This is a genomic window from Acidobacterium sp. FHG110202_01 (genome assembly GCF_059115305.1).
On sequence record NZ_JBZYWJ010000002.1, the window covers coordinates 459,555 to 480,606 of the forward strand.

The following is a 21,052-nucleotide window of genomic DNA, read 5'->3' on the forward strand; positions in this document are numbered from 1 at the left end:
CGCTGTTAGTTAGAAGGATTCATGGCTTCGGAAAGAATACTGGTCATTGACGACGAGCACAGTTTAAGGAGTGCAATCGTTGCTGTATTGGAAGCTGACCAATATCAGTCGATTTTTGCATGTGATACGCAACAAGCCATCGAGCATCTGCAAAACAATCCTCCCTATGATTTAGTGCTTTTCGATATCGTTGCCAGGGGTCCAGGCGGGATTGATCTGCTGGACTGGATTCGTCATGCATATCAGCATACGCAGGTGATTGTCATTACAGCCGTGAATGATGCGGGCGTGGCGATGTCGGCTCTGCGCAAAGGCGCGTACGATTACCTGTTGAAGCCCCTGGATCCAGAGAAGCTGCTGAGCACCGCCCGGCAGGCGCTCGAACACCATCGCCTGGCACAGCAGAATTCCTCTTATCAATCCACACTCGAACAGCTGGTGGCAGACCGCACGGAGATGCTGCACCAGGCCATGGCCGACCTCGAGCGCTCGTATGACATCACTCTCGAGGCCCTGGGCGACGCCCTAGATCTGAAAGACGCCGAAACTGAGGGGCATTCAAAGCGCGTTACCGCCTATACCGTTGCGCTGGCGCGCGCCATGGGGCTTTCCCCTGCCGAGATCCGCGTCGTGGCGCGCGGAGCCTTTCTACACGACATCGGCAAAATGGCGATTCCGGACGCCATCCTTCTAAAACCGGGAAGGCTCAACCCCGATGAACAGACGCTCATGCGCGAACACTGCATGCGCGGCTATCAAATTCTTTCGAAGATTCCATTCCTGCGCGAGGCGGCAGAAATTGTTTACACCCATCAAGAGCACTTTGATGGAAGCGGCTATCCGCGCGGCCTCAAGGGAGAAGACATTCCGCTCGGCGCACGCATCTTCTCTGTCGCAGACACTCTTGACGCCATCACTTCGAACCGGCCGTATCGCAAGGCCGATAGCTTTGAAGCAGCCCGGAAGGAGATCCGGCGCTGCTCGGGAACACAGTTCGATCCCAAGGTCGTTGATGTTTACCTCAGTATGCCGGATCGCCTGTGGATCGATCTTCGTGCGGAAATCAGCCACCACGCTCGCTTTGCGCCGCTTTCACTCTAAGCCACCCCGGATGGTGAATTGCGAATCGTAAGAGAGGGGGAGATTAATTATGGCATTGCTGAATCCCGCAGAGATTGAAGAAAAACTCAAGCACGCAAAAGGCTGGTTGCAGCAAGGCAAGGAAATTGTGCGTGAATTTGCCTTCGAGAACTTTGTGAAAGCCATGCAGTTCGTCAATATTGTGGCTGAAGAGGCCGAGGCGGCCGGGCATCATCCGGACATCGATATACGGTACAACAAGGTGAGGCTGGCGCTTTCCTCACATGATGCCGGAGGACTCACTGAACGGGATTTTCAATTGGCCTCCACTATTGACCAAATTCCTACGAAAAATTGAAGGCGACGTTCAATAAATTGCATCTTCATCGATCTGATCCGGTTTTTGAGACTTTTCCACAGCCTCCGCTCTCATTTTTATAAGGGTGCGCCGGTTCCAGAGGGCAATTGCCAATCCCCCGAACGCCGCTGATCCCAAAAGGAGCAGGCCTGCCTGGAGACGCCGCGATGCCGGCGATTGTTTTTCCGGATTATCTTTAGAATCATCAAATTGTGGGGTATTCTTCATTTGGGAAACCAAGTCGTGTCAAAGATTGATTCTGTGTCTAATGCGTCTACAGGAACGCAACTTCCCAAAATATTTTGTGTTTTGTCGTATAGATGCTTGCATAGATGAGAAGCATCCGCTAGACTACAGGAAATTGAATAAAAATTACGCGATCTCATAGATGCGTGAAACCCGAAGGCCAGTCCAAGCGTCTAATGTTGTAGAAAGCAAGAATGCCGGTCGATGGAGCAAGACTCTCCCGGCGGAAAAAGATTAAGTTGCGTCACTGGCCTCCCGGCACGGACAAATCAACGTTCGTGCCGTCTTTTTTTTGCATTTTACCCCGGAACTCTCTTTCTTCACGACAAATTCGGCCGCGCAAGTCCACACGCCTGTCTGCTGCTGAGCTAATATCGTCTTCAGGAGCAGCGCATGAAACGGATATTCATGGGCCTTGCTGTAGGCCTTGCCACCATCGCAAGCTACGCCCAATGGTCAAACCCGGCCGATGACATTCCCGCATATCACACTGCTCCGCCTGCAAAGGGCGAGAAACTGCCGGCCCTTCTTTCTGGTAGCCAGCTTCAGGGAGACTACTTCCGCTTCCCCTGGCAGAAAGAGGTTTATAAGGAGGCGGCGCAGGTTCCCAATGTGCTCTATCAGCTTCCCTGCTATTGCCGCTGCGATAAGGCCCTGGGGCATGCCAGCCTTCACAGCTGTTTTGAGGGTACGCACGGCGCTGTCTGCTCCACCTGCGCGAAGGAAGGCGCATACGCCTATAAGATGTCGAAGCTGGGCAAGACCCCGAAGCAGATTCGTGAAGGCATCGAGCGCAAGGACTACGAGTCGATCGACCTGAACCAGCTTGGCGGATAAAGCTTAGTCTGATTCGTTCCTGCTGCTACATTCATCCCTTACACTCGTTCTATGCCCCGCGGCTTTTTTCTCACTTTTGAAGGACTGGATGGTTCGGGCAAGACAACGCAGTTGCGCAGGCTCGCCAGCTGGCTCGAAGCACATGGCCACAAGGTAACCGTTACGCGGCAGCCGGGAGGCACGCGCATCGGCGACCGCATTCGGCAGCTGCTGCTCGATTCGAAGACCGAGAACCTTGCCCCTCGCGCCGAGCTTGGCCTGATGTTCTCGGACCGCGCACAGGCTATTGCCGAGGTGATTGTTCCGGCACTTGAAGCCGGAAATGTCGTGCTTTGCGATCGCTACACCGATTCCACCGAAGCCTACCAGGGCGGCGGGCGCGAGCTGGGCAGTGAAATCGTCCTGCAGCTGCACGCGGTCATGTGCGGCGGACTGCAGCCTGATCTGACGATTCTGCTGCTGCCTGATTTTGATGCGTCGCTGGGACGGGCGCGCCGCCGCAATGAGAAGAATGCGAAATCCGGCACGGATGAAAACCGCTTTGAGCGCGAAGACTCGGCTTTCTATCGCCGGGTCTATGACAAATACCGCGAGATTGCAGCGCGGGACAGATCTCGAGTGGCCGCGATTGAAGGCGATGCCTCGATCGAGGAGATTCATCAGCGGATTGTCGAAGTTGTAGACAACCGGCTGCGATCAAAGGCAGATTCTCCGCTTCCCGCCCCAGTCCGATCATGCAGCTAACTTGCTCGCCATAGCATGAACTCGCTACTCTCATCCTGTGGGCTTTCAGGATTTTCTCGGTAATGAATCAACTGTGCGCCACCTGCGCGAGAGCATCGCGCAGGGCCGGCTGCCTCATGCGCTGATCTTTGCCGGGCCGCGCGGATCGGGCAAATACACGCTGGCCATCATGCTGGCGCAGGCGGCAAACTGCCTCAATCCCCAGGAAGCAGATAGGCTGCCGGACTTTTGTGGAGCTTGCCGCAACTGCGTGCGTATTGCCGAGGCGATGCCGCTGGAAACGCGCGTGGAAGAGGCGATTGCCGCGCGCGAAGATCTGCGAGAGGTCGACAAGAAGGAAACGCGCATTCTGGTACAGACACACCCTGACGTGCTGGTGATTCCGCCGGATCCTCCGCAGCTGCTCATCAAGCTGGGTCAGGTACGGACGGTCATTCGCGAAATCTACCGCATTCCTTCCGGAGCAAAACGCGCGTTTTACATCTTCACCAGCGGCGCGTTTATGAAGGAGGCGGCCAATTCACTCCTTAAGATTCTCGAAGAGCCTCCGCCGCACGCGAGCATCTTTCTGCTTGTGGAAAATACGGGAGAGCTGCTGCCAACCATCCGCTCGCGCGCCGGCATCGTAAGACTCGGCGCTCTCCCCTTCGATCAGCTGGAGCAGCTGATCGCGCGTCAACGTTCCGATCTGCGTTCTGCGCAGCGCTCGCTGGTTGCGAGATTAGCGCAGGGCGCAGTAGGAGCAGCCCTGGGCTTTAATCTCGAGCTCTATCTCGCACATCGACAGGATGCTCTGGTGCTGCTGCGCAACGCAACGCGCGAGCCGGACCACTCTGCGCTCTTTCGCATGACAGAAACTTATCGCGCCGGAGCAGAGGGACAGGAAAAAACCGATGGGTTGCTGCGTGCGCTATCAAGCCTGCTTGAAGACATGCTGCTCATCCAGAGCGGACAGTCCGCGCTGGTTCGCAATATCGACGTGCAGACAGAACTGAATGCAATGGCGACGGCCGTCTCCTTTGAATGGATCGAGAATACAGCACGCGCCGTACAGCAGGTGCGTTCCGGCATGAGGCGCAATCTGCTGCGCTCACTTGCCCTGGATGCCTTCGCTGCCGAGATTCACGCACGCGCTTAGCATCCGGCAGGAAATACTTTCCTGCATACATTCCCACTTCATGAAAAAAATGCGCTGCCGGGTTCTTCATTTTTCCATTAAAAGGGTTTATTCCGCAGGAAAGTGATTTCCATGCACAACATACTTGAGTTACTCTGTGTTTAATTTCAACGCTTCTCAAATTAAGACAAGTTACAAAATAGACGCTGTTCAGCAGCACTTTTGAGTAGTCCAGAGCGCGAAGAACAGCATCTTATCTTGTAAGTATTTGCTTTGGAAAATTATGGCGAACCCGTCACCACTTCCTTTACCGGACGAGACTGGCGCGCGTTCTGTTGATTCTGCTCTGGCCTCAGATACTCAAGCCCCTGCGGAACAACCTGCGCCCGTAAGCCTCGCCGCAACCGGCCCCCGTAAACTTATCCGACCGTCACTGCCGTCGCGCGCTTTGAACAAAAGCCTGCTGCGGCGAAACGGTCAACCCCTGCTCGCGCACCATGAGATGATGACATCTCCGCACAGCCAGGAAAGCTCGCACGCCGAGACCTTCTATTTTCAGAAACAGGCGCAGGCGCAGACGCCGATGGTCTTCATCCTCGACGATGGCGAGCGCATTGAAGGCCATATCGAATGGTATGACCGCAACTGCATCAAGGTACGCAACCACACGCGCGTGCTGATTTATAAATCGAGCATCAAGTATCTGTATAAGGCGCAGGAGAGAGAATAGAGAAAACAGGAAAATAGGGAACAGGGAGATAGTTTTTAGCGCATCGGCCAACTCCTGTTCCCTACTTCCCTATTTCCCTCCCTGCTTCCCTGTTCCCTGCCTTAACAAGCCGGTCGCGGATGGCAATGCCGATTTCTGTCGCCGCCGGCATCGGGCAAAGAATCACCTTAGCTCCTGCCTGATCGAGGGAGCGCAATCCCGCAAAAAGCCGTTGTGCCAGCTTTACAGGATCGTTCCAGTTGCCCCATTCGAAGACAACTGCATTCGTCGTACTTATTCGCTGCGCAAATTCGTCGGGAAGCATCAGTCCGGGCTTCGCGCCATTCTGCTGTGCTCTCTCGACGGCTGCGGTAAATGCGGCAATCTGTGCTTCACCTTCTCCTTCAATCAGAATGAGCTTGGCCCGTGGAGCATAATGCCGCAGGCCTACACCCGGTGACGGCAGCGATTCCGGAGCAGGTTCGTCGAGCTTCGTCGATTCGTTGAAGGCCACTGCATCGACTCCAGCAGCACGCACCTGGTCGAGAGAAATTATGCCCGGACGATAGATGACTGCCGGCGATTCACAAACGTCAATGACCGTCGACTCGAGGCCATGCCTGGTTTCACCGGCATCGAGAACTGCATCGATGCGGCCGTCCAGGTCTTCGAGAACGTGAGCGGCTGTCGTCGGGCTTGTGCGGCCAAAGCGGTTCGCGCTGGGCGCAGCAATCGGCACACCCGCTGCCTGGATCAGTGCATGCGCTACAGGATGCTGCGGCATGCGCACGCCGACCCGCGGACGTCCGGCCGTCACCACATCGGGCACTGGGCTGCTCTTTTCGAGAAGCAGCGTGAGCGGCCCCGGCCAGAACCGGTCGATCAGCAGCGTCGCTGCTTCCGGCACATGCTTCGTAATTTTCTGGAGCATCGCTGTGTCCGAAATATGGACAATCAACGGGTCCCACGAGGGGCGCTGCTTCGCTTCGAAGATTCTGGCGACAGCCGCAGCGTCGAGCGCATTTGCTCCCAACCCATAGACGGTCTCGGTCGGGAAGGCAACTGTTCCACCCTGCCGGAGAATCTCCGCAGCCTGCTCGATTGCGGCTCGTGCTTTCTCTGAATCGAGATGGATGGGATCGATCTTGAGCCGCAACGTATGCATGATCTTATTTTAGGGCGCAGAAAGGAGAGGGAAGTAGGGGTTAGGCATTGGCTTTCAGTTCTTCTCATCGGCCGATGCGCTGAGAAACTATATCCCTAACCCCTACTTCCCTATTCCCTGCTTTTCTGTGCCCTATACTTATCCCATGAGCGCGGTTGAGATCGAGGTGAAGTTTCGTGTTGCTGATGGCGCAGCGCTGGAGCAGAAGCTGGCGGCACTTGGCTTTCGCCGGATCACTCCGCGAACGTTTGAGAAGAACATTCTCTTCGATACGCCGGATCGCGCTTTGCGGGCGCAGCAATCCATTCTGCGCGTCCGCCAGTATGGCGAGCGCTGGATTGTGACCCACAAGTGCCTGCCCAAGGACTACGACGCGGAGGCGCGTCACAAGCACCGTGTCGAGACCGAGACCGAGGTCGGGAACGGAGAGACGATGGCCATCATCTTCAGCGAGCTCGGGTACAAGCCGGCCTTTACCTATGAGAAATGGCGTACCGAATACGCCGACAATACGGGCCACTGCGTAATTGACGAGACGCCGATCGGACTATTTGCAGAACTCGAAGGCCCCGGTGAATGGATCGATGAGATCGGGCACAAGCTGGGCGTTGATTCTTCCGAGATGATCACACTGAGCTATGGGCGGCTCTTCGATGAATGGCGTGCAAAGACCGGGAGTTCGGCTACTGATCTGACATTTGCTCAAATAACAGGGAAATAGGGAATAGGGAAATAGAGATTAGGAAGATAGGGATGAGGTTAACTCCCTGATTTTCCTACTTCCCTAATCCCTAATTCCCTGCTTTCTCAAGCCCGCCCATTTTCTGCCGATAAAGACCTCAAACCAGCGGATTCCCCGCTGCATCCAGAGGTCATCCATGAATTTTCTGAAATTTCGTACTTCTGCCTTCGGAGTGTTGTGGCGTCTAGCCATTTCGATTGTCTGCCTGGCTGCTGCTCTGCCCGTGCACGCCGATGAGCGCCGGGTGGAAAAGCGCATTCCCCCGATATATCCGGAACTGGCCAAGCGGATGCGCATTTCCGGGGTTGTGCATGTCGAAGCCACGGTCGCTGCTGACGGGAGCGTCACCGCGGCCAAGGCCACAAGTGGCAACAAGATGCTTACGCCCGCGGCTGAAGACGCGGTAAAGCGCTGGAAGTTTGCTCCGGGCGACGGACAGTCCACGGTCGGCATCGACGTCAACTTTGAAGCGAACTAGCTGTTCAGAAAAGGAAGCATTCTCATGTCATTCATGCAGTCGCGCCTGACCAATAAACTGCGGCTTAGCACCGGCGTGCTGGTGCTGAGCATCCTGCTCGGCTCCTCGGCCGCTTACCTGAAGATGCGCCAGGCCAGCCGGCTTTCGGAAAGTGTTGCCGCTGACCAGATACCCGCGCTTTCAGCAGTGCGCGATCTGCGAATTGCTCTGCTCGATTCGTCGAATGCGCTCAAGGCCTATATGCTTTTCGGCATTGATCCCGCGATGGCTGCACGCTACCGGGAAACTCTGGAGAAAAGCAAAGCCGAGGCGAATCAGGCCGTTTCGCAGATCCAGGCCAGGCGGCAGATTATCAATGCCATGGCGGGCGCGGCGCAGGTCGACAACATGCTGAACGAATACCATGCCTTTGAGCAGGGTCAGGCTCGCGTCGAAGCAATGGCCATTGGACAGGGCAGCGACAGCACCAGCAAGGCATACGATCTTCTGCAGGGTGAAGTAGCCGATCACGAGGCCGCCTGCCGAAAGGCAGCTTCTTCCGTGGTTACAGCTGTGACGGAAGCTGCCGATGCAAGCCTTCATGAAACGGTGCATTCCATGCGCCTCGAGGCCATCTATCTGTGGGTTGCGATTCTCTTCGGCGGCATTATCGGTTCGGCGCTGGCCGAGCTCACCATCCGCCGCGTGGTGCGCTCGGTGGTTCTGGTTGCCAATCGCGCACAGCAGATTGCTGAAGGTGACCTGATGGGCGAGACGCTTCACACCGATTCCAATGACGAAGTCGGCAGCCTGGCGAGCTCCATCAATCGCATGCAGGACAACCTGCGCGAAATGATCCGCACTATGATGGAGATTTCAAACATGGTGAACGGCGATGCCGAAAAGCTTGCGCACTCCTCGGCCGAGTCCTTCCGCCGCACCAAGGAACAGAGCCTCCAGACACAGCAAGCGGCAACGGCCATGCAGGAGATGTCCATCAGCATCGCCGAAGTCTCAAAGCATGCGCAGAATGCTGCCGAGAACGCCAAGGAAGCTTCGAAAACTGCAAAAACGGGTGGTTCCACTGTCGAGCAGATGCTCATCAGCATGCAATCCATTGCAGACTCGGTCCGCAACACTGCTGCCACCGTCCAGCGCCTCGGCAAGGAATCTGAACAGATTATCCGCATTGTCAACGTGATTGAAGAAATTGCGCAGAAGACCAACCTGCTGGCACTCAACGCCGCGATTGAAGCGGCGCGCGCCGGAGAGCAGGGACGCGGCTTTGCTGTTGTCGCCGGCGAAGTACGGCGCCTTGCGGAAAGCACACGCAATGCGACCAGCGAGATCGGCCAGATGATCGAGGGCATTCAGGTGCACACGCGTTCCGCTGTGGACGCCATGGAAGCCGGCACTGCAACGGTGAACGAAGGAGTTGAAACCACCACGCGCGCTGGCGAAGCACTGCAACGCATCATCCACATGGCCGACCAGGTGGACAGCATGATTGCGCAGATCGCTGCTGCTGCGATGCAGCAATCCGAAGCCGCGCGTCAATCGAGCGCGAACGTGGACATCATCAACCGGCTTGGTGAAGAAAATGCCGCCGCGATTCCGGAAAGCAACACCATTGTCAACTCTGTACAGTCAGGAGCAAAGCGTCTGCAGGAGCACATTGCGCGCTTCAAGCTTGAAGAAGAGCGCTATTCCTCACGTCCTGCATTCCATAAGCCGGGGTTTGCAACGCAGACTGCCGCAGCCTACGGCGATTGATCCTGTTCGAAAAAGAAGGGTAGAGCACCCCCTGGCTCTACCCTCTCTTTCTGCGCCATGACCGAACCCTCTCCATGGCGAGAATAAACTGCCAGTGCTCGTGGTTTCCTTGTCCTTCCTTGTCGCGTACCCAGCCTCTCTCTGAACGCGCTCCCATATGTCATGCCAATGTCACGACCGTGTCATCTCTTTACTTTTTCCATTCACCGCAAAATTTGATGACATGAATTCTATGGTCCATAGAATTTAGCGTGTGTTTAAGGAGCTTTCTTGCATGTGGCTGCTATTCCTCTTCTCTCTTTTCTCCGTTTCAGCGAAAGCAGACGATGCTTCGCAAATCACGCAGTTGCTGCGCACCAAAGACCAGGCACTGCTCGACGCCATTGCTCCGGGCAACGCGAAAATATGGGACGATGCACTCGCCAGCAATGCCATCTATGTGGACGAGAACGGAGTCATCATGGATCGCGCTGCGTTTTTTAAACAGTTTGCTCCCCTTCCTGCAGGAGCCTCAGGAAACATCGTCATCAGCTCTTACCAGGCGACCCTGCATGACGATGTTGCTACTGTTATTCACACCGATGACGAGACCGAAAACTATCATGGCCAAATTCTGCACGCGCGTTATCTGATGACAGAAACATGGCAGAAAAAAGGCGGCGATTGGAAACTCCTGCAGGTGCACGCCTATGCAATGCTGAAAGACCCGCCTGCAATCCAGCTCAGCACGAAAGAGCTCGATGAATATGCCGGAACTTACGTTGCCGGAGACCTGAAGCAAACGCTCCATCGCAATGGCAACCACTTAGCGAGCCAGCGCGAAGGCCGGCCAGATATCCCATGGGATGCCGAGCTGCACGATATCTTCTTTGTCGAAGGACAGCCGCGCATACGCAAAATCTTTCAGCGCGATGCAGATGGAAAGATCACCGGCTTTGTGGACCGTCGCGAGAGCTGGGACCTGGTCTGGAAGAAAACGCAGTGAACAGAGCATTCTGCTACTCTGGGCAGGATGCCCACCAACTTCCGCTCCGCTATCGAAGAGTTTATCCGCAGCAACGCAAAACCCGTTGACAAATACGGACATCAGCCGCGTCTTTATGCATTGACACAGGCCATTGGCAAGGGCCTGGCCTATGACGATGATGTGGTATTCGCAGCGGCATGGCTACACGATCTCGGCGTCTTCATCGGGCACCGCCCTGAAGATCCAGCCGAACTCGCGCGCTGGGACCACGTGCGCTACGCATGCGAGCGCGTCCCGCAAATTCTTACTGATGCGGGTTTTCCTGGAGAAAAAATCCCGGCGGTGCTTTCAGCGATTCGCGAGCACCAGCCGCACGATGAGCCGGCAACTATCGAAGCCACTATTCTCCGCGACGCCGACATTCTCGAACAGCTGGGCGCCGTCGGCACCTTGCGCACGGTTACGAAAGTCGGCCGCGATACGCGCTATGCGACATTTTCAGAAGTGATGAAGCCCCTGCAAAAGAATCTTGAAACACTGCCCGGGAAGATTCGGCTGGAAAGCACAAAGCGCCTGGCAGAGTCACGAATCGCTGTGCTCAAGAATTTTCTTGATGCGGTTGAATCAGAGTCTGCAGGCGCTCTGTTTTAGAGCAGGCTAAGCTTCGTTCGCCCCATGGCATTTCTTATACTTCTTGCCTGAGCCGCAAGGGCAGGGATCATTGCGTCCAACCTTGTCACCTGTCCTGCGCTGTGCCGGAGCAGCTCCGTCATCGCTGCTTCCTGCCATGCGCGCTTGTTCGAGCTCGCGCTGCTTCTTGCGCTGGAACTCACGCTCGATCTGGTCAATGGTCGTGCTTGGCTGACGCGTTGGAATCGGGACTGAGGGCCGCTCTTCTACTGCTACCGCTGAAGGCGCGTGATGCTCGCTTGCTTCCGCCGATACCACCGGAGGCGCAGACGGGATCACTGGCCTGGGGCGCGACGGAATCTGCAGCGGCTGACCATCCGGCCCGACAATCTGCATGAGGAAGAGGAAGCGCACAGTGTCTTCCTGGAAGCGCGCCATCATGGTCTCAAACATCTCGAAGGACTCTTTCTTGTAGGCCACCAGCGGGTCCTGCTGGCCGTAGCCGCGCAGCCCGATGCCTTCCTTCAGGTGGTCCATGTTGTAGAGATGGTCCTTCCACAACCCATCGAGCACGCTGAGCATGATCATGCGCTCATGGAAGCGCATCTGCTTGTCGCCGATGATCTGCTCTTTCGCTTCATAGCGGTCTTTCAGACGCTCAAAGAGTGCCTCGCCGATCTCATGCCGTGTCAGTTCATTGAGATTGACGCCCTCAGCATCCACATCGAATCCGAATTGTCCGATGAGCGCGGTCTTCAGTGCATCCACGTCCCACTGCTCGGGGTGGATCTTCTCCGGCGCGTGCTCATCGAGCAGATTGCTCAGGATTGACGCAACGTAATCCTCAATGATGAGCTCTTTCTGGTCGAGCCCTTCGAGCAGCTGGTGACGCAGTCCGTAGACTGCCTCGCGCTGCTTGTTCATCACGTCATCGTATTCAAGCAGATGCTTGCGGGCTTCGAAGTTCTGCGCTTCGACTGCCTTCTGCGCTGCCTCGATGCGCTTTGAGATCATGCGCGACTCGATCGGCACGCCCTCTTCCATACCGAGGCGCTGCAGCAGTGTCGAGACCCATTCCCTCGCGAAGATACGCATCAGATCATCTTCGAGCGAGAGATAGAAGCGTGATGCACCCGGATCGCCCTGGCGTCCCGCGCGTCCGCGCAGCTGGTTGTCGATACGCCGCGACTCGTGCCGCTCGGTGCCGATGATATGCAGGCCGCCCGCCGCTACGACCGCGTCATGCTCCTGCGCCGCATTCGTTGCATAAGCAGCATAGGTGCGGTCCCAGGTCTCCTGCGTCGTTTCGAACTCCTGCCCCTGGTAGTAGAAGCGCATCATGCCCGGAGCAGCCATCGGATTCAGCGCGCCTTCAGCCACGCTAACTGCACGCGCCGCGCCCTTCTTTACCAGGTCCTGCTTGGCGACAAACTCGGCATTGCCACCGAGAAGAATATCCGTGCCGCGGCCTGCCATGTTGGTGGCAATGGTGACCATGCCCAGGCGACCGGCCTGTGCTACGATCTCGGCTTCGCGCTCGTGGTATTTCGCATTCAGAACGACGTGCTTTACGCCTTTGCGCTGCAGAATCTGCGAAAGCAGTTCTGATTTCTCAATCGATGTGGTTCCCACGAGAGCCGGCTGGCCCTTTTCATGCAGCTTGGCAATCTCGTCCGCTACAGCGAAGTATTTTTCTTTGGCCGTGCGGTAGACCACGTCGGGGTTCTCGATGCGCAGCATCGGCTTGTTCGTCGGAATCACGACGATCTCAAGCTTGTAAATCTTGTCAAATTCAGCCGCTTCTGTCTCCGCCGTTCCGGTCATGCCGGCGAGCTTCTGATACAGGCGGAAGTAATTCTGGAAGGTGATCGTCGCCAGCGTCTGGTCTTCGCGGCGGATGTTCACGCCTTCCTTAGCTTCAATGGCCTGGTGCAGGCCATCAGACCAGCGGCGCCCGGGCATCAGGCGGCCGGTAAACTCGTCTACGATGATGACTTCGTTGCCCTGCCCGTTGTCCTTCACTACATACTGCACATCGCGCTTGTAAAGCGAATGCGCCTTGATCGCCGTTTCGACGTGGTGTTTGAATTCCCAGTTTTCGGGGTCGGCGATGTTGCCGATGCCCAGCAGCTGCTCAACCTTCTCCCAGCCGTCGTCGGTCACGCTGATGGTCTTGTGCTTCTCATCGACCACGTAGTCGCCGGTAAGGATTTTCTCTTCGCCGCGCTCGATCTCTTCGCCCTGCTCAAGCTGCGGAATGATGCGGTTGACGCGCGCATATTTGTCGGTCGTCTGGTCTGTGGGACCGGAGATGATCAGCGGCGTACGGGCTTCGTCGATCAGGATCGAGTCCACTTCGTCGACGATGCCGAAGTAGTGGCCGCGCTGCACGCAATCCGCCAGCTCAAACTTCATGTTGTCGCGGAGGTAATCGAAGCCAAATTCGTTGTTGGTGCCGTAGGTGATGTCGGCTCCATAGGCTTCGCGGCGCTGGTTGTCGTCAAGGTCATGCACGATCACACCGACGGTCAGCCCCAGGAACTCGTAAATCTTGCCCATCCACTCGGCGTCGCGCTTGGCCAGGTAGTCGTTCACGGTGACCACGTGTACGCCGCGCCCGGCGAGAGCATTCAGATAACAAGGCAATGTTGCGACGAGCGTTTTGCCTTCGCCCGTCTTCATTTCCGAGATCTTGCCCTGGTGCAGCACCATGCCGCCAATCAGCTGCACATCGAAGTGGCGCATATTCACTGCGCGGCGGCCCGCCTCGCGGACCACAGCAAAGGCTTCAGGCAGAATCTCATCCAGGGCCTGCTTCTCCGCAGCCTTGCGTTCCTCAGCATCTTCGATGCCTTCAAGGGACCTGGCAATGCGCGCCTTGAACTCCTGCGTCTTAGCACGAAGCTCATCGTCAGAGAGCCGCTGCACATCCGGCTCCATAGCATTAATCGTCTGGACGACAGGCAGCAGGCGCTTCACCACGCGTTCATTGCTGGTCCCAAAAACCTTAGTAAGAGCACTACCGATCAAAGCAAAATTTCCTCAATTTATAGTATATGGTTTTGGAAGAGCGACCGCGAAATACATCGTCACCTATGGCGCATTATTTACGCTCTTTTGGAGAGCAAATTTGAGCACCATGGAGCAAACCGTCAAAACGTAGATAATCAGTATTGCGTAATCGACATAATTTGCAGTTTTGGGAGCGCCGGACGTGATAACGGCATGAAGTGCCCATAGAGACAAAAAATGTGCAGCTATAACCTCGGTTGCTTTGTCTTGTCTAATCGCTTGGATGGCAGCCACACTAGCGATAACCGCAATAAGAACAATCAAAATCGTCAAATTTCGAACAAAGTATGACCTCTCAATAACTATTGCGAATCGGTGGCGTTTCCATGTCACAGGTTCGGACATTTCGTATCCACTTTTAATGAAATCTGCCTCTGGACTTGTATATTGGGAAGACCAAATGAAAAGGTCTTTTTTCGTCGCAGGTCTGAATACATAGCCAGGATCTCCAAAGGAATATGTGATCGCACCTTCTTCGACATCCGCTGAAGGCACAATCCGCCCGTTATTTTTTAGACGCACCCTTTCTTGGATAGCTCCAATGAGTAAATATTTATCAAATGGGTAAACAATCGGATTACCAATGAGCCAGAAGTTAAACTCTTGTTCCTCCGGAGGGGTCGGTTTCATAGTAGTTCCAATTGTATTGAGTGAATCTGGGTAGGCGTTAAATAAGAAATCATTCCGGATGCCGGAAAGCAAAAAATCAGTTGATTTGTCGTTTACTATGAGTGGCTCAAACCAGAAACTGCACTTAATCTTTGTTGTTTCTCCCGCAAGCAGGAGATAGTCGCAATCCGGAACTTCTTTAGATTTTTGCGGTTTAACACTACCAAATTCATGAAATACCGGTTTTACTGCAATAGCAGCGCGCTGATCATCTGGATCAATTGATTTGACTGTCAAGTGATATCCCAAGCCACTCAGATGCTCATACGCGAAGTTCGAAGTAGAAGGATATTCTTGAGCTGATTTCAGAATCACAACCAAATACCCGAGCAGAAGCAACGATAATGCGGCAAGTCCTATTTTCTTAACTAGCATTTTTAAATACCACGCAAAACAAACGGATTCCTAATCGTAATCCTGCTGATCTTCTGCCCATCCTGCATGTCCTCAGAGTAGAGCGTGTCGCATCCTGCTTCGAGAGCGGCAGCCAGAATCAGCGCATCGTAGATGTGATTTCCATATCGCGCGGCAATCTTGAGAGCGGTCTCATGAATCTCGATCGTCACAGGAACAGGCGGCTCGCATAGAGCACGAAAAGCCGCAAGCGCCTCACTTATCTCACGCCACTCCATGCCAAGTTTTCGCCTGGCAACAGAGGCAAATTCGTTCAGTACCTGCACGCTGATGAATCCACCTTGAGCAAGAAGCTCTTCAGCAACTGCTGCTCGCGGGTCGCCTTCAGAAACTGCATAAATCAGGATGGTGGTATCGAAGAACGGCCTACCGCTCATGCGCGGCAGCCCTGTCAAAGGTAAATCCGGCAGGCAGTGGACAGCGGAGTTTCCGCAAGCGCTCGATTGCTTTTTCCCGGCTGCGGTCCCGGCTGATTTCGAACTCTCTCAGGCCTGCAATTCGCACTTCAATCTGGTCACCATCTTTGAGCTCAAGAGCTTCGACGACAGCAGATGGCAGACGGATCGCAAGGCTATTTCCCCATTTGGATACCTGCATGAGCCTCTCCTCGGATATACATTAATAATAGTATATCCGCATTGCGGATTACTTCCCCACCTTAATCAGCAAAAGCGCATCGCTGCCCATCTGCAGCGTCAGCCGGCCGTTGCTAAGCTTCCGCCGCTCCGGGTCACCCAACGTGCTTTCGCGGTTCATCTGTTCTACCTGGGCTTCTGTGGGATAGATTGGCTTGCCCATTGCCGCATAGGACTTGAGTGCGTTGCCATGGTTCTCGTCCACGCGCTGGATCGTCACCCGAGCATCGGCACGCACTCCATGAATCGCCAGCGTTATTTCTTTCTCCACTGGAGGCTGGCCGGGATCGACCAGATTCCATGCAGCAATCGCTAACGATCCATCAGGCAGCTTTGTGACGATGACGTTCTTCGACGGATTCGCCAGCCGCTGCTGGCCTAACTGGTGGAGTAACGCAAAGTCATAGTAGCTGGGCTTGTTGATGCCGCCCTTGGCGCGCAGTCCAAACTCGCCGATGAAGGGTTTCTCGATCGGGCCGCCTTCTTCAAAAACATCGGAGAAGGTCCAGAAGGAGAGCGCATCTACTTTGCCGTCGCACTCGCGGACTGTGTTTGCCAGAGCAGGACCAACATACGGTGTGTCTCGGGATTCCATCTGGCCGGGGACATTCCACTCCGTCCACAGCAGCGGAAGGCTCGGAGTTGCCGATGCCTTGATCTCGCCTCTTACTCTCTCGACGGCGCGGCAGACGCGGTCGTCCATGGGAATGTCTTCGTTGGTGCCGAAAAGATTATGCACCGTGTCATCGGCATAGCCGTGCGTCGAGACGAAATCTACCGGCACATGGTTCTCAGCCGTGTATTTCAAAAACTCGGGAATCCATGCGGCAGCCGCCGTCGCCGGTCCTCCGACGCGAAGACGCGAATTGATGGATTTCAGATCGCGAGCTGTATGGGCGTACAGCTCAAAATACGATTCCATGCGCGGAATGCCATTCCAGAAATCGATGTTCGGCTCATTCCACACTTCGAAATACCACTGCGCTACTTCTTCGATGCCATAGCGGTCGACAAGGTGCTGCGCGAAGTGCTTCATCAGGTCGTCCCAACGCTCCAGGCTCTTCGGCGGCGAGACATTCTGCTTGTACCAGAAGGGATGCAACGCATCGGGATTGAAGGCCAGTTTCTTCGGCATGAAACTGATCTCGACGACCGGCCTCACTCCGTTCTTCAGCAGGCCGTCATAGATCTGGTCTACATACGAAAAGTTATAAACCGGATTGCCACGCTCGTCTTCGTTGTAAACGCCCACTTCGTCATGCAGGATGGCATGGAAGCGCACGTAGCGAAAATCGGTGACCTGTTTTACTGCGCGCAGATCGTTGCGATAGCTCTCGCGCAAGGTGAGAATCGCTCGTCCTGAGCCGAACATCTCCTCCCAGAAATGCGGGAATGGCGTAGCGGGCCCAGTCGCGTCGATTTCCACCTGCTCTTGCGCAGAGGCGCGGTGAACAGTACCTGCAACGAGTAACAGAGGCAGAGACAAAAGCAGCAAACGCCAGCGATTTGTATGAAGCATGAAATTATTCTTTCTAAAATCAGGCGAGAAAAACCAGAAGCCGTGGCCAAAAACTTCCGGGGAGGCAATTGCCTCCCCGGATCTGAATAAGTTTCATCGGAAGCAAGGACTCAGAAAGAGAACCTTGCCTGTATATCCATCGTTCGGCCTCCCAGAGCGCCCTGCGCTTGTCCGAAGGAAGCGGAAGTGATGTCCGTTACGATACTGCTGCCGTTAAGGTTCAGATTGTTAAAGAGATTGAACGCGTCCACGCGGAACTCGAACTTCGCATCCTCGCCCAGCACAGGCATCTTGGGCAAGCCAAAGCTCTTTGAGAGCGTTGCGTCCACATCTCTGTAGTTAGGTCCGGTGAGGAAGCCGCGTGAAACTCCGGGAGACTGCGGAGCAGGACCAGCTGCAGGAGGCGCAGACGTGACCGTCGTATAAGCAGGAACCGTGAAGTAAGCCTGTCCTCCATTCGGATAGTTCCGATTGAACCCGCCGCTCGACGCACTGCCGCTCGACGGCCCCGGGCCAGACATAAACGCTTTGTTGCTGGTGTCATGTCCTGCTCCGCCAATGTAAGCTGCCGGACGCAGCGTGTTATACGGGCTGTTCTGGAAGTAGAGTGTGCCGCCTTGTACAGGCACGGTTGGTGTCCACGGGAAACCAGTGTGAACGTTGAAGATACCGCTCAATGACCAGCCGCCCGCGACTTTCTCCAGCCAGCTGTGGCCACCGGTGAAGAACTTCGGCTGCCACAGTCCCCACAATTTGAAGGCATTCTGCACGTTGTAGTCGGAACGCCCATACTGGAACTTACCGTCATAGAAATAGGCATCTTCATAGTAGGGCTGCGAACCCTGATCCAGGCTTTTCGCCCAGGCATACTCGGCGTCCAGCGAGAAACCATGTGCAAAATCGTGCCGCAGGCCGGCAAGCATGCTGTTATAGCTTGCATTGCCACGATTGCTGTAGAAGCCAACCTGCGTAAGCGTAGGATTCAGAGCAATGCCCTGCACAGCAGCAAGCGCATTCTGGTCGGACTGCAAGAGAAGGTGGCGCGAAATGCTTCCCTGGTAGCCAAGCGTTGCCACCCAGTTCCAGCCAAGGTCGTATTGCGTGTCGAGCGAGTAGTGATAGGTATAGATTGTCGACACGTTCGGGTCGAAACCTACGACGCTGGCAGTGCCGGTAAGCGGCAGGTTATTCGGACCGAATGCTGTAATTGTGGAAGGATTCGGGGGATATCCATACAACGAATGTATGTCGCTCGGCAGAGCATACACGATGCCAGGATTTGAAGATGTAGCCGTGCTGCAGCAGAGACTGGCGTTCAAAATATTAGGTATATTGTTTGTCCCGTTGGCGCTGATAGCAATTTCGTTCTGGTTATAGTTCATGCCGAAGCCGCCGCGGATTACAAACTTCGGCTGCGGATTCCAGGCGAAGCCAACCTGTGGACCAAAGTTGCCTTTCTGCGCGTTGTACAGGTTGCCGCCGATGCGCATGGAAAGCCCCGTCAGCCTGTCCTGGCCAGAGCCAAGCTGCGCCACGCTCAGGTTGTTCTGTTTGGAATAAAACGGCGAAAAATAGGAGTAGCGCACGCCAAGATTCAACGTCAGCTTTGGAGAAACTTTGAAATCATCCTGGATAAAGAATCCCCAAAGGTTTTCCCGGTTGTCCTGGCGATTTGCTGTCGGAGTACCGGTGAGTGGATTGAATACACCAGTCTCAGAATACGGAGCATCGTTCAGAAAATCCCAGACATTGGCAAAGTGGAACGTAGGACGTGCTGCATAGGGAGCTTCATTCAGATAGTAAAGGCGAGTCACGCCGCCGCCCATCTTCAGAGTGTGCCGTCCGGCGATCTTGGTCAGAATGTCCTGGTAACTGTAGGTCCATTGGTTGAAGATACTCGGCCCGGGGGTGCCAAAATATTGTAACGACTGGTTACTGTTCACTGGAAAGTCATAGCTGTTTCCATTTACATCAAAGTTGGCCTGGGAAAGACCAAAAGCAGCATCTGGATTGTCGGTAATCTCATTCCAACGCCATCCGGCAGCATTTACGCGCGCCTCGTTCAGAAGTGTTGGCGAAAAGATGTGGTTCCACAATCCGGCAAAAGCGTCGTTGATTCCCGAGTGATGCCAGAGGTTCGCGGCGCGTATCGTACCGTTGTAGTCGGTGTTACTGGTTGGCACCCAGTAAATGGTAAAAGTAATGCGGTCGTTCGCGGATACGTTGGCATCCAATCGCCCGTTGTACTGCGATTCCGTTACCTTGTTCGGATTCACCGTATTCATCAGTGCAATATCTGGAGATCCATCAAGACCATTGCCGGTGCCTGGAGTTGTATTGCCCACCCATGTTGGATCGTGTGTCCCCAGTGGCGTCGTCAACGGAGAGCCAATATCAACGCCCTGACCAGGGATTGTACGGCATTGCGTTCCTTCGCTCAGGCCAATGCTCGCGCATGTTCCGCCGACGATGGCGCTGGCGCTCGCCCCTTCACCGGGGAAGCCGAGGTATTGCGACGCAATGCTACCCGAAGGGGCTAACTTGTCAAATTGCGGCGTTTCATACCAGTTCGTGGCTGTGGAGACTGTATTGTTGCGCAGTGTTTCGTAATTGAAGAAAGCGAATATTTTGTCTTTCCAGATCGGACCGCCAAGGCTTCCGCCATATTGATTGAAGCGGCTGTTGTCTCTCAGGAGTCCACGTTGTGCTGCCGTTGAACCTATAGAATTCGGACCATTCCAGCTTTGATAGGCATTCAAACCAGGCCGGTCAGCTTTAAAAAAGAGGCTGCCATGCGGCGTATTGGTGCCGCTCTTCGATGTGACTTGAATCTGCGCGCCGGAGAAGCGGCCGCTCTCGGCATCGTAACTGTTGGCAACCACCTTTACGTTGTCCACCGAATCTTCGCTCGGCGTTACTACTGTGGATCCACCCCAGACGGCGCTCGCTGTGCTGATGCCGTCGATCGAAATTCCATTCGCATTGTTCTGGCCGCCATTGGCGACAATCTGTGGAGCATTTTCCGTTTTGAAGATACCGTCGGTTGAGCTGGAGCCTCCAGTGTTCGCCCCGGGCATCTGATACGAGCCGCCTCCGCCCTGTTGCGACGCATCGCCGAAGACTCCAGGAGCGAGCTGCGTAAGCTGCATCACGTCACGGCCAAACGACGGCATGTGCTGAATCTGTCCGCTCGATATCGTGCCGCTGATGGTTGCTGTCTGCGTATCGAGACGCTTGATTGCGTCGCCTGACACGGTAACAGTCTGCGATATCTGCCCCACTTCCATCTGAATATTGACCGCATTTGACTGTTCTGGAATTAAATGAAGGTCCTGGACAGTCTTTGTCTGGAATCCGTCCCTCTCTACTGTCAGCGTGAAGCTGCCAGGAGGCAGAGCGTTGAAGTTATAGACGCCGCTGTCGTTCGAAGTAGCCATGAGCTTCTGGTTCGTATCGTTGTTTTGAAGCGTGAGCTTCGCGCCCGGGACCACGGCGCCTGAAGTATCAGTCACGACTCCCTGAATTGATGCGCGAAATTGTGCAACGGCGGATGGGACCACAACAAAGGCTGCCAGAAGAGCGAGAAGTGTCCCATACTTGCGCCACAAATCATTTATGCATAGGCTGCTACCTTGTGCATTTTGCATGTTGCCTCCAATAAACAATGTGCTGTTCCTGGGAGTGTCTTCATTTCAAATGCCGCAACATGGGTGCGATTCGGCTTAGGCGATAGCATCTGACACTCCTCAAAGAACGTCTGTCAAACGATTCAGACGTCAAAGAACCGTCATCGTAAACACACCAATGGTTTTATGATGCATTTGCTTGAAGCAAGGTAACTATACGGAGGTTTGAAATATGAGGACTAACCAAGAAAGTAATGGGCTGCGAAGAAGGTACACTAAACGTATGCCATCC

The 21,052-nt window shown here is 54.9% G+C and carries 19 protein-coding genes; 11 read left to right on the forward strand and 8 right to left on the reverse strand.

Features of this window, described 5'->3' with window-relative positions; genetic code table 11:
- The first annotated feature begins 21 nt into the window (after nucleotides 1–21).
- Together AC5S16_RS05215 and AC5S16_RS05220 are read left to right on the forward strand one after the other, a co-directional pair.
- A complete protein-coding gene (locus AC5S16_RS05215; protein WP_493928973.1) occupies nucleotides 22–1,101 on the forward strand; it encodes an HD domain-containing phosphohydrolase in 1,080 nt (359 codons plus the stop codon).
- Between the two features lie 49 nt (nucleotides 1,102–1,150).
- Entirely contained in the window at nucleotides 1,151–1,438 is a 288-nt protein-coding gene (locus AC5S16_RS05220; protein WP_493928974.1) for a 4a-hydroxytetrahydrobiopterin dehydratase, read from the forward strand.
- A gap of 9 nt (nucleotides 1,439–1,447) precedes the next feature.
- Here the strand turns inward: AC5S16_RS05220 and AC5S16_RS05225 are convergent, their stop codons facing one another.
- Nucleotides 1,448–1,666, reverse strand: a complete 219-nt coding sequence (locus tag AC5S16_RS05225; protein ID WP_493928975.1) for a hypothetical protein — start codon at nucleotides 1,664–1,666, stop codon at nucleotides 1,448–1,450.
- A 411-nt stretch (nucleotides 1,667–2,077) separates the two neighbouring features.
- Between AC5S16_RS05225 and AC5S16_RS05230 the strand changes: the two genes are divergently transcribed.
- The 4 genes from AC5S16_RS05230 to AC5S16_RS05245 all read left to right on the forward strand — a co-directional run bounded on the left by AC5S16_RS05230 (nucleotide 2,078) and on the right by AC5S16_RS05245 (nucleotide 5,112).
- Complete coding sequence (locus tag AC5S16_RS05230; RefSeq protein ID WP_493928976.1) at nucleotides 2,078–2,521, forward strand: CYCXC family (seleno)protein; 444 nt, start codon at nucleotides 2,078–2,080, stop codon at nucleotides 2,519–2,521.
- Nucleotides 2,522–2,572: 51 nt separating this feature from the next.
- Nucleotides 2,573–3,265 carry a dTMP kinase gene (tmk, locus tag AC5S16_RS05235; protein ID WP_493928977.1) on the forward strand — a complete coding sequence of 231 codons (693 nt, stop codon included), beginning with the start codon at nucleotides 2,573–2,575 and terminating at the stop codon, nucleotides 3,263–3,265.
- Nucleotides 3,266–3,338: 73 nt separating this feature from the next.
- Complete coding sequence (locus AC5S16_RS05240) at nucleotides 3,339–4,403, forward strand: DNA polymerase III subunit (RefSeq protein ID WP_493928978.1); 1,065 nt, start codon at nucleotides 3,339–3,341, stop codon at nucleotides 4,401–4,403.
- A 262-nt stretch (nucleotides 4,404–4,665) separates the two neighbouring features.
- Nucleotides 4,666–5,112, forward strand: a complete 447-nt coding sequence (locus tag AC5S16_RS05245) for an Hfq-like protein (RefSeq protein WP_493928979.1) — start codon at nucleotides 4,666–4,668, stop codon at nucleotides 5,110–5,112.
- A 61-nt stretch (nucleotides 5,113–5,173) separates the two neighbouring features.
- Here the strand turns inward: AC5S16_RS05245 and AC5S16_RS05250 are convergent, their stop codons facing one another.
- Complete coding sequence (locus AC5S16_RS05250; RefSeq protein WP_493928980.1) at nucleotides 5,174–6,256, reverse strand: L-threonylcarbamoyladenylate synthase; 1,083 nt, start codon at nucleotides 6,254–6,256, stop codon at nucleotides 5,174–5,176.
- Nucleotides 6,257–6,422: 166 nt separating this feature from the next.
- On the opposite strand from AC5S16_RS05250, the gene AC5S16_RS05255 reads away from it, so the two are divergent.
- The 5 genes from AC5S16_RS05255 to AC5S16_RS05275 all read left to right on the forward strand — a co-directional run bounded on the left by AC5S16_RS05255 (nucleotide 6,423) and on the right by AC5S16_RS05275 (nucleotide 10,846).
- Complete coding sequence (locus AC5S16_RS05255; protein WP_493928981.1) at nucleotides 6,423–6,977, forward strand: class IV adenylate cyclase; 555 nt, start codon at nucleotides 6,423–6,425, stop codon at nucleotides 6,975–6,977.
- 157 nt (nucleotides 6,978–7,134) lie between these two features.
- On the forward strand, nucleotides 7,135–7,476 hold the full coding sequence (locus AC5S16_RS05260; RefSeq protein WP_493928982.1) for an energy transducer TonB: 342 nt from the start codon (nucleotides 7,135–7,137) through the stop codon (nucleotides 7,474–7,476).
- A 24-nt stretch (nucleotides 7,477–7,500) separates the two neighbouring features.
- Nucleotides 7,501–9,228, forward strand: a complete 1,728-nt coding sequence (locus tag AC5S16_RS05265; protein WP_493928983.1) for a methyl-accepting chemotaxis protein — start codon at nucleotides 7,501–7,503, stop codon at nucleotides 9,226–9,228.
- Nucleotides 9,229–9,502: 274 nt separating this feature from the next.
- Nucleotides 9,503–10,213 carry a nuclear transport factor 2 family protein gene (locus AC5S16_RS05270; RefSeq protein ID WP_493928984.1) on the forward strand — a complete coding sequence of 237 codons (711 nt, stop codon included), beginning with the start codon at nucleotides 9,503–9,505 and terminating at the stop codon, nucleotides 10,211–10,213.
- 27 nt (nucleotides 10,214–10,240) lie between these two features.
- Entirely contained in the window at nucleotides 10,241–10,846 is a 606-nt protein-coding gene (locus tag AC5S16_RS05275) for an HD domain-containing protein (protein WP_493928985.1), read from the forward strand.
- A 6-nt stretch (nucleotides 10,847–10,852) separates the two neighbouring features.
- On the opposite strand, the gene secA is transcribed toward AC5S16_RS05275, so the two are convergent.
- The 6 genes from secA to AC5S16_RS05305 form a co-directional block, all read right to left on the reverse strand.
- Complete coding sequence (gene secA / locus AC5S16_RS05280) at nucleotides 10,853–13,855, reverse strand: preprotein translocase subunit SecA (RefSeq protein WP_493928986.1); 3,003 nt, start codon at nucleotides 13,853–13,855, stop codon at nucleotides 10,853–10,855.
- Nucleotides 13,856–13,918: 63 nt separating this feature from the next.
- Entirely contained in the window at nucleotides 13,919–14,941 is a 1,023-nt protein-coding gene (locus AC5S16_RS05285; RefSeq protein ID WP_493928987.1) for a hypothetical protein, read from the reverse strand.
- A 2-nt stretch (nucleotides 14,942–14,943) separates the two neighbouring features.
- Entirely contained in the window at nucleotides 14,944–15,357 is a 414-nt protein-coding gene (locus tag AC5S16_RS05290; RefSeq protein ID WP_493928988.1) for a PIN domain-containing protein, read from the reverse strand.
- Complete coding sequence (locus tag AC5S16_RS05295) at nucleotides 15,347–15,577, reverse strand: AbrB/MazE/SpoVT family DNA-binding domain-containing protein (RefSeq protein ID WP_493928989.1); 231 nt, start codon at nucleotides 15,575–15,577, stop codon at nucleotides 15,347–15,349. Before AC5S16_RS05295 ends, AC5S16_RS05290 begins: the two co-directional genes overlap by 11 nt.
- 48 nt (nucleotides 15,578–15,625) lie before the next feature.
- Complete coding sequence (locus tag AC5S16_RS05300) at nucleotides 15,626–17,134, reverse strand: GH39 family glycosyl hydrolase (protein ID WP_493928990.1); 1,509 nt, start codon at nucleotides 17,132–17,134, stop codon at nucleotides 15,626–15,628.
- 110 nt (nucleotides 17,135–17,244) lie between these two features.
- Entirely contained in the window at nucleotides 17,245–20,781 is a 3,537-nt protein-coding gene (locus AC5S16_RS05305; protein WP_493928991.1) for a TonB-dependent receptor, read from the reverse strand.
- Nucleotides 20,782–21,052: the final 271 nt, after the last annotated feature.

Excerpts from the sequence above, each read along its gene's own strand:
- AC5S16_RS05215 (WP_493928973.1), top strand. The coding sequence starts at position 22 with ATGGCTTCGGAAAGAATACTGGTCATTGACGACGAGCACAGTTTAAGG.
- AC5S16_RS05220 (WP_493928974.1), top strand. The coding sequence starts at position 1,151 with ATGGCATTGCTGAATCCCGCAGAGATTGAAGAAAAACTCAAGCACGCA.
- AC5S16_RS05225 (WP_493928975.1), bottom strand. The coding sequence starts at position 1,666 with ATGAAGAATACCCCACAATTTGATGATTCTAAAGATAATCCGGAAAAA.
- AC5S16_RS05230 (WP_493928976.1), top strand. The coding sequence starts at position 2,078 with ATGAAACGGATATTCATGGGCCTTGCTGTAGGCCTTGCCACCATCGCA.
- tmk (WP_493928977.1), top strand. The coding sequence starts at position 2,573 with ATGCCCCGCGGCTTTTTTCTCACTTTTGAAGGACTGGATGGTTCGGGC.
- AC5S16_RS05245 (WP_493928979.1), top strand. The coding sequence starts at position 4,666 with ATGGCGAACCCGTCACCACTTCCTTTACCGGACGAGACTGGCGCGCGT.
- AC5S16_RS05250 (WP_493928980.1), bottom strand. The coding sequence starts at position 6,256 with ATGCATACGTTGCGGCTCAAGATCGATCCCATCCATCTCGATTCAGAG.
- AC5S16_RS05260 (WP_493928982.1), top strand. The coding sequence starts at position 7,135 with ATGAATTTTCTGAAATTTCGTACTTCTGCCTTCGGAGTGTTGTGGCGT.
- AC5S16_RS05265 (WP_493928983.1), top strand. The coding sequence starts at position 7,501 with ATGTCATTCATGCAGTCGCGCCTGACCAATAAACTGCGGCTTAGCACC.
- AC5S16_RS05270 (WP_493928984.1), top strand. The coding sequence starts at position 9,503 with ATGTGGCTGCTATTCCTCTTCTCTCTTTTCTCCGTTTCAGCGAAAGCA.
- AC5S16_RS05275 (WP_493928985.1), top strand. The coding sequence starts at position 10,241 with ATGCCCACCAACTTCCGCTCCGCTATCGAAGAGTTTATCCGCAGCAAC.
- AC5S16_RS05285 (WP_493928987.1), bottom strand. The coding sequence starts at position 14,941 with ATGCTAGTTAAGAAAATAGGACTTGCCGCATTATCGTTGCTTCTGCTC.
- AC5S16_RS05290 (WP_493928988.1), bottom strand. The coding sequence starts at position 15,357 with ATGAGCGGTAGGCCGTTCTTCGATACCACCATCCTGATTTATGCAGTT.
- AC5S16_RS05295 (WP_493928989.1), bottom strand. The coding sequence starts at position 15,577 with ATGCAGGTATCCAAATGGGGAAATAGCCTTGCGATCCGTCTGCCATCT.
- AC5S16_RS05300 (WP_493928990.1), bottom strand. The coding sequence starts at position 17,134 with ATGCTTCATACAAATCGCTGGCGTTTGCTGCTTTTGTCTCTGCCTCTG.
- AC5S16_RS05305 (WP_493928991.1), bottom strand. The coding sequence starts at position 20,781 with ATGCAAAATGCACAAGGTAGCAGCCTATGCATAAATGATTTGTGGCGC.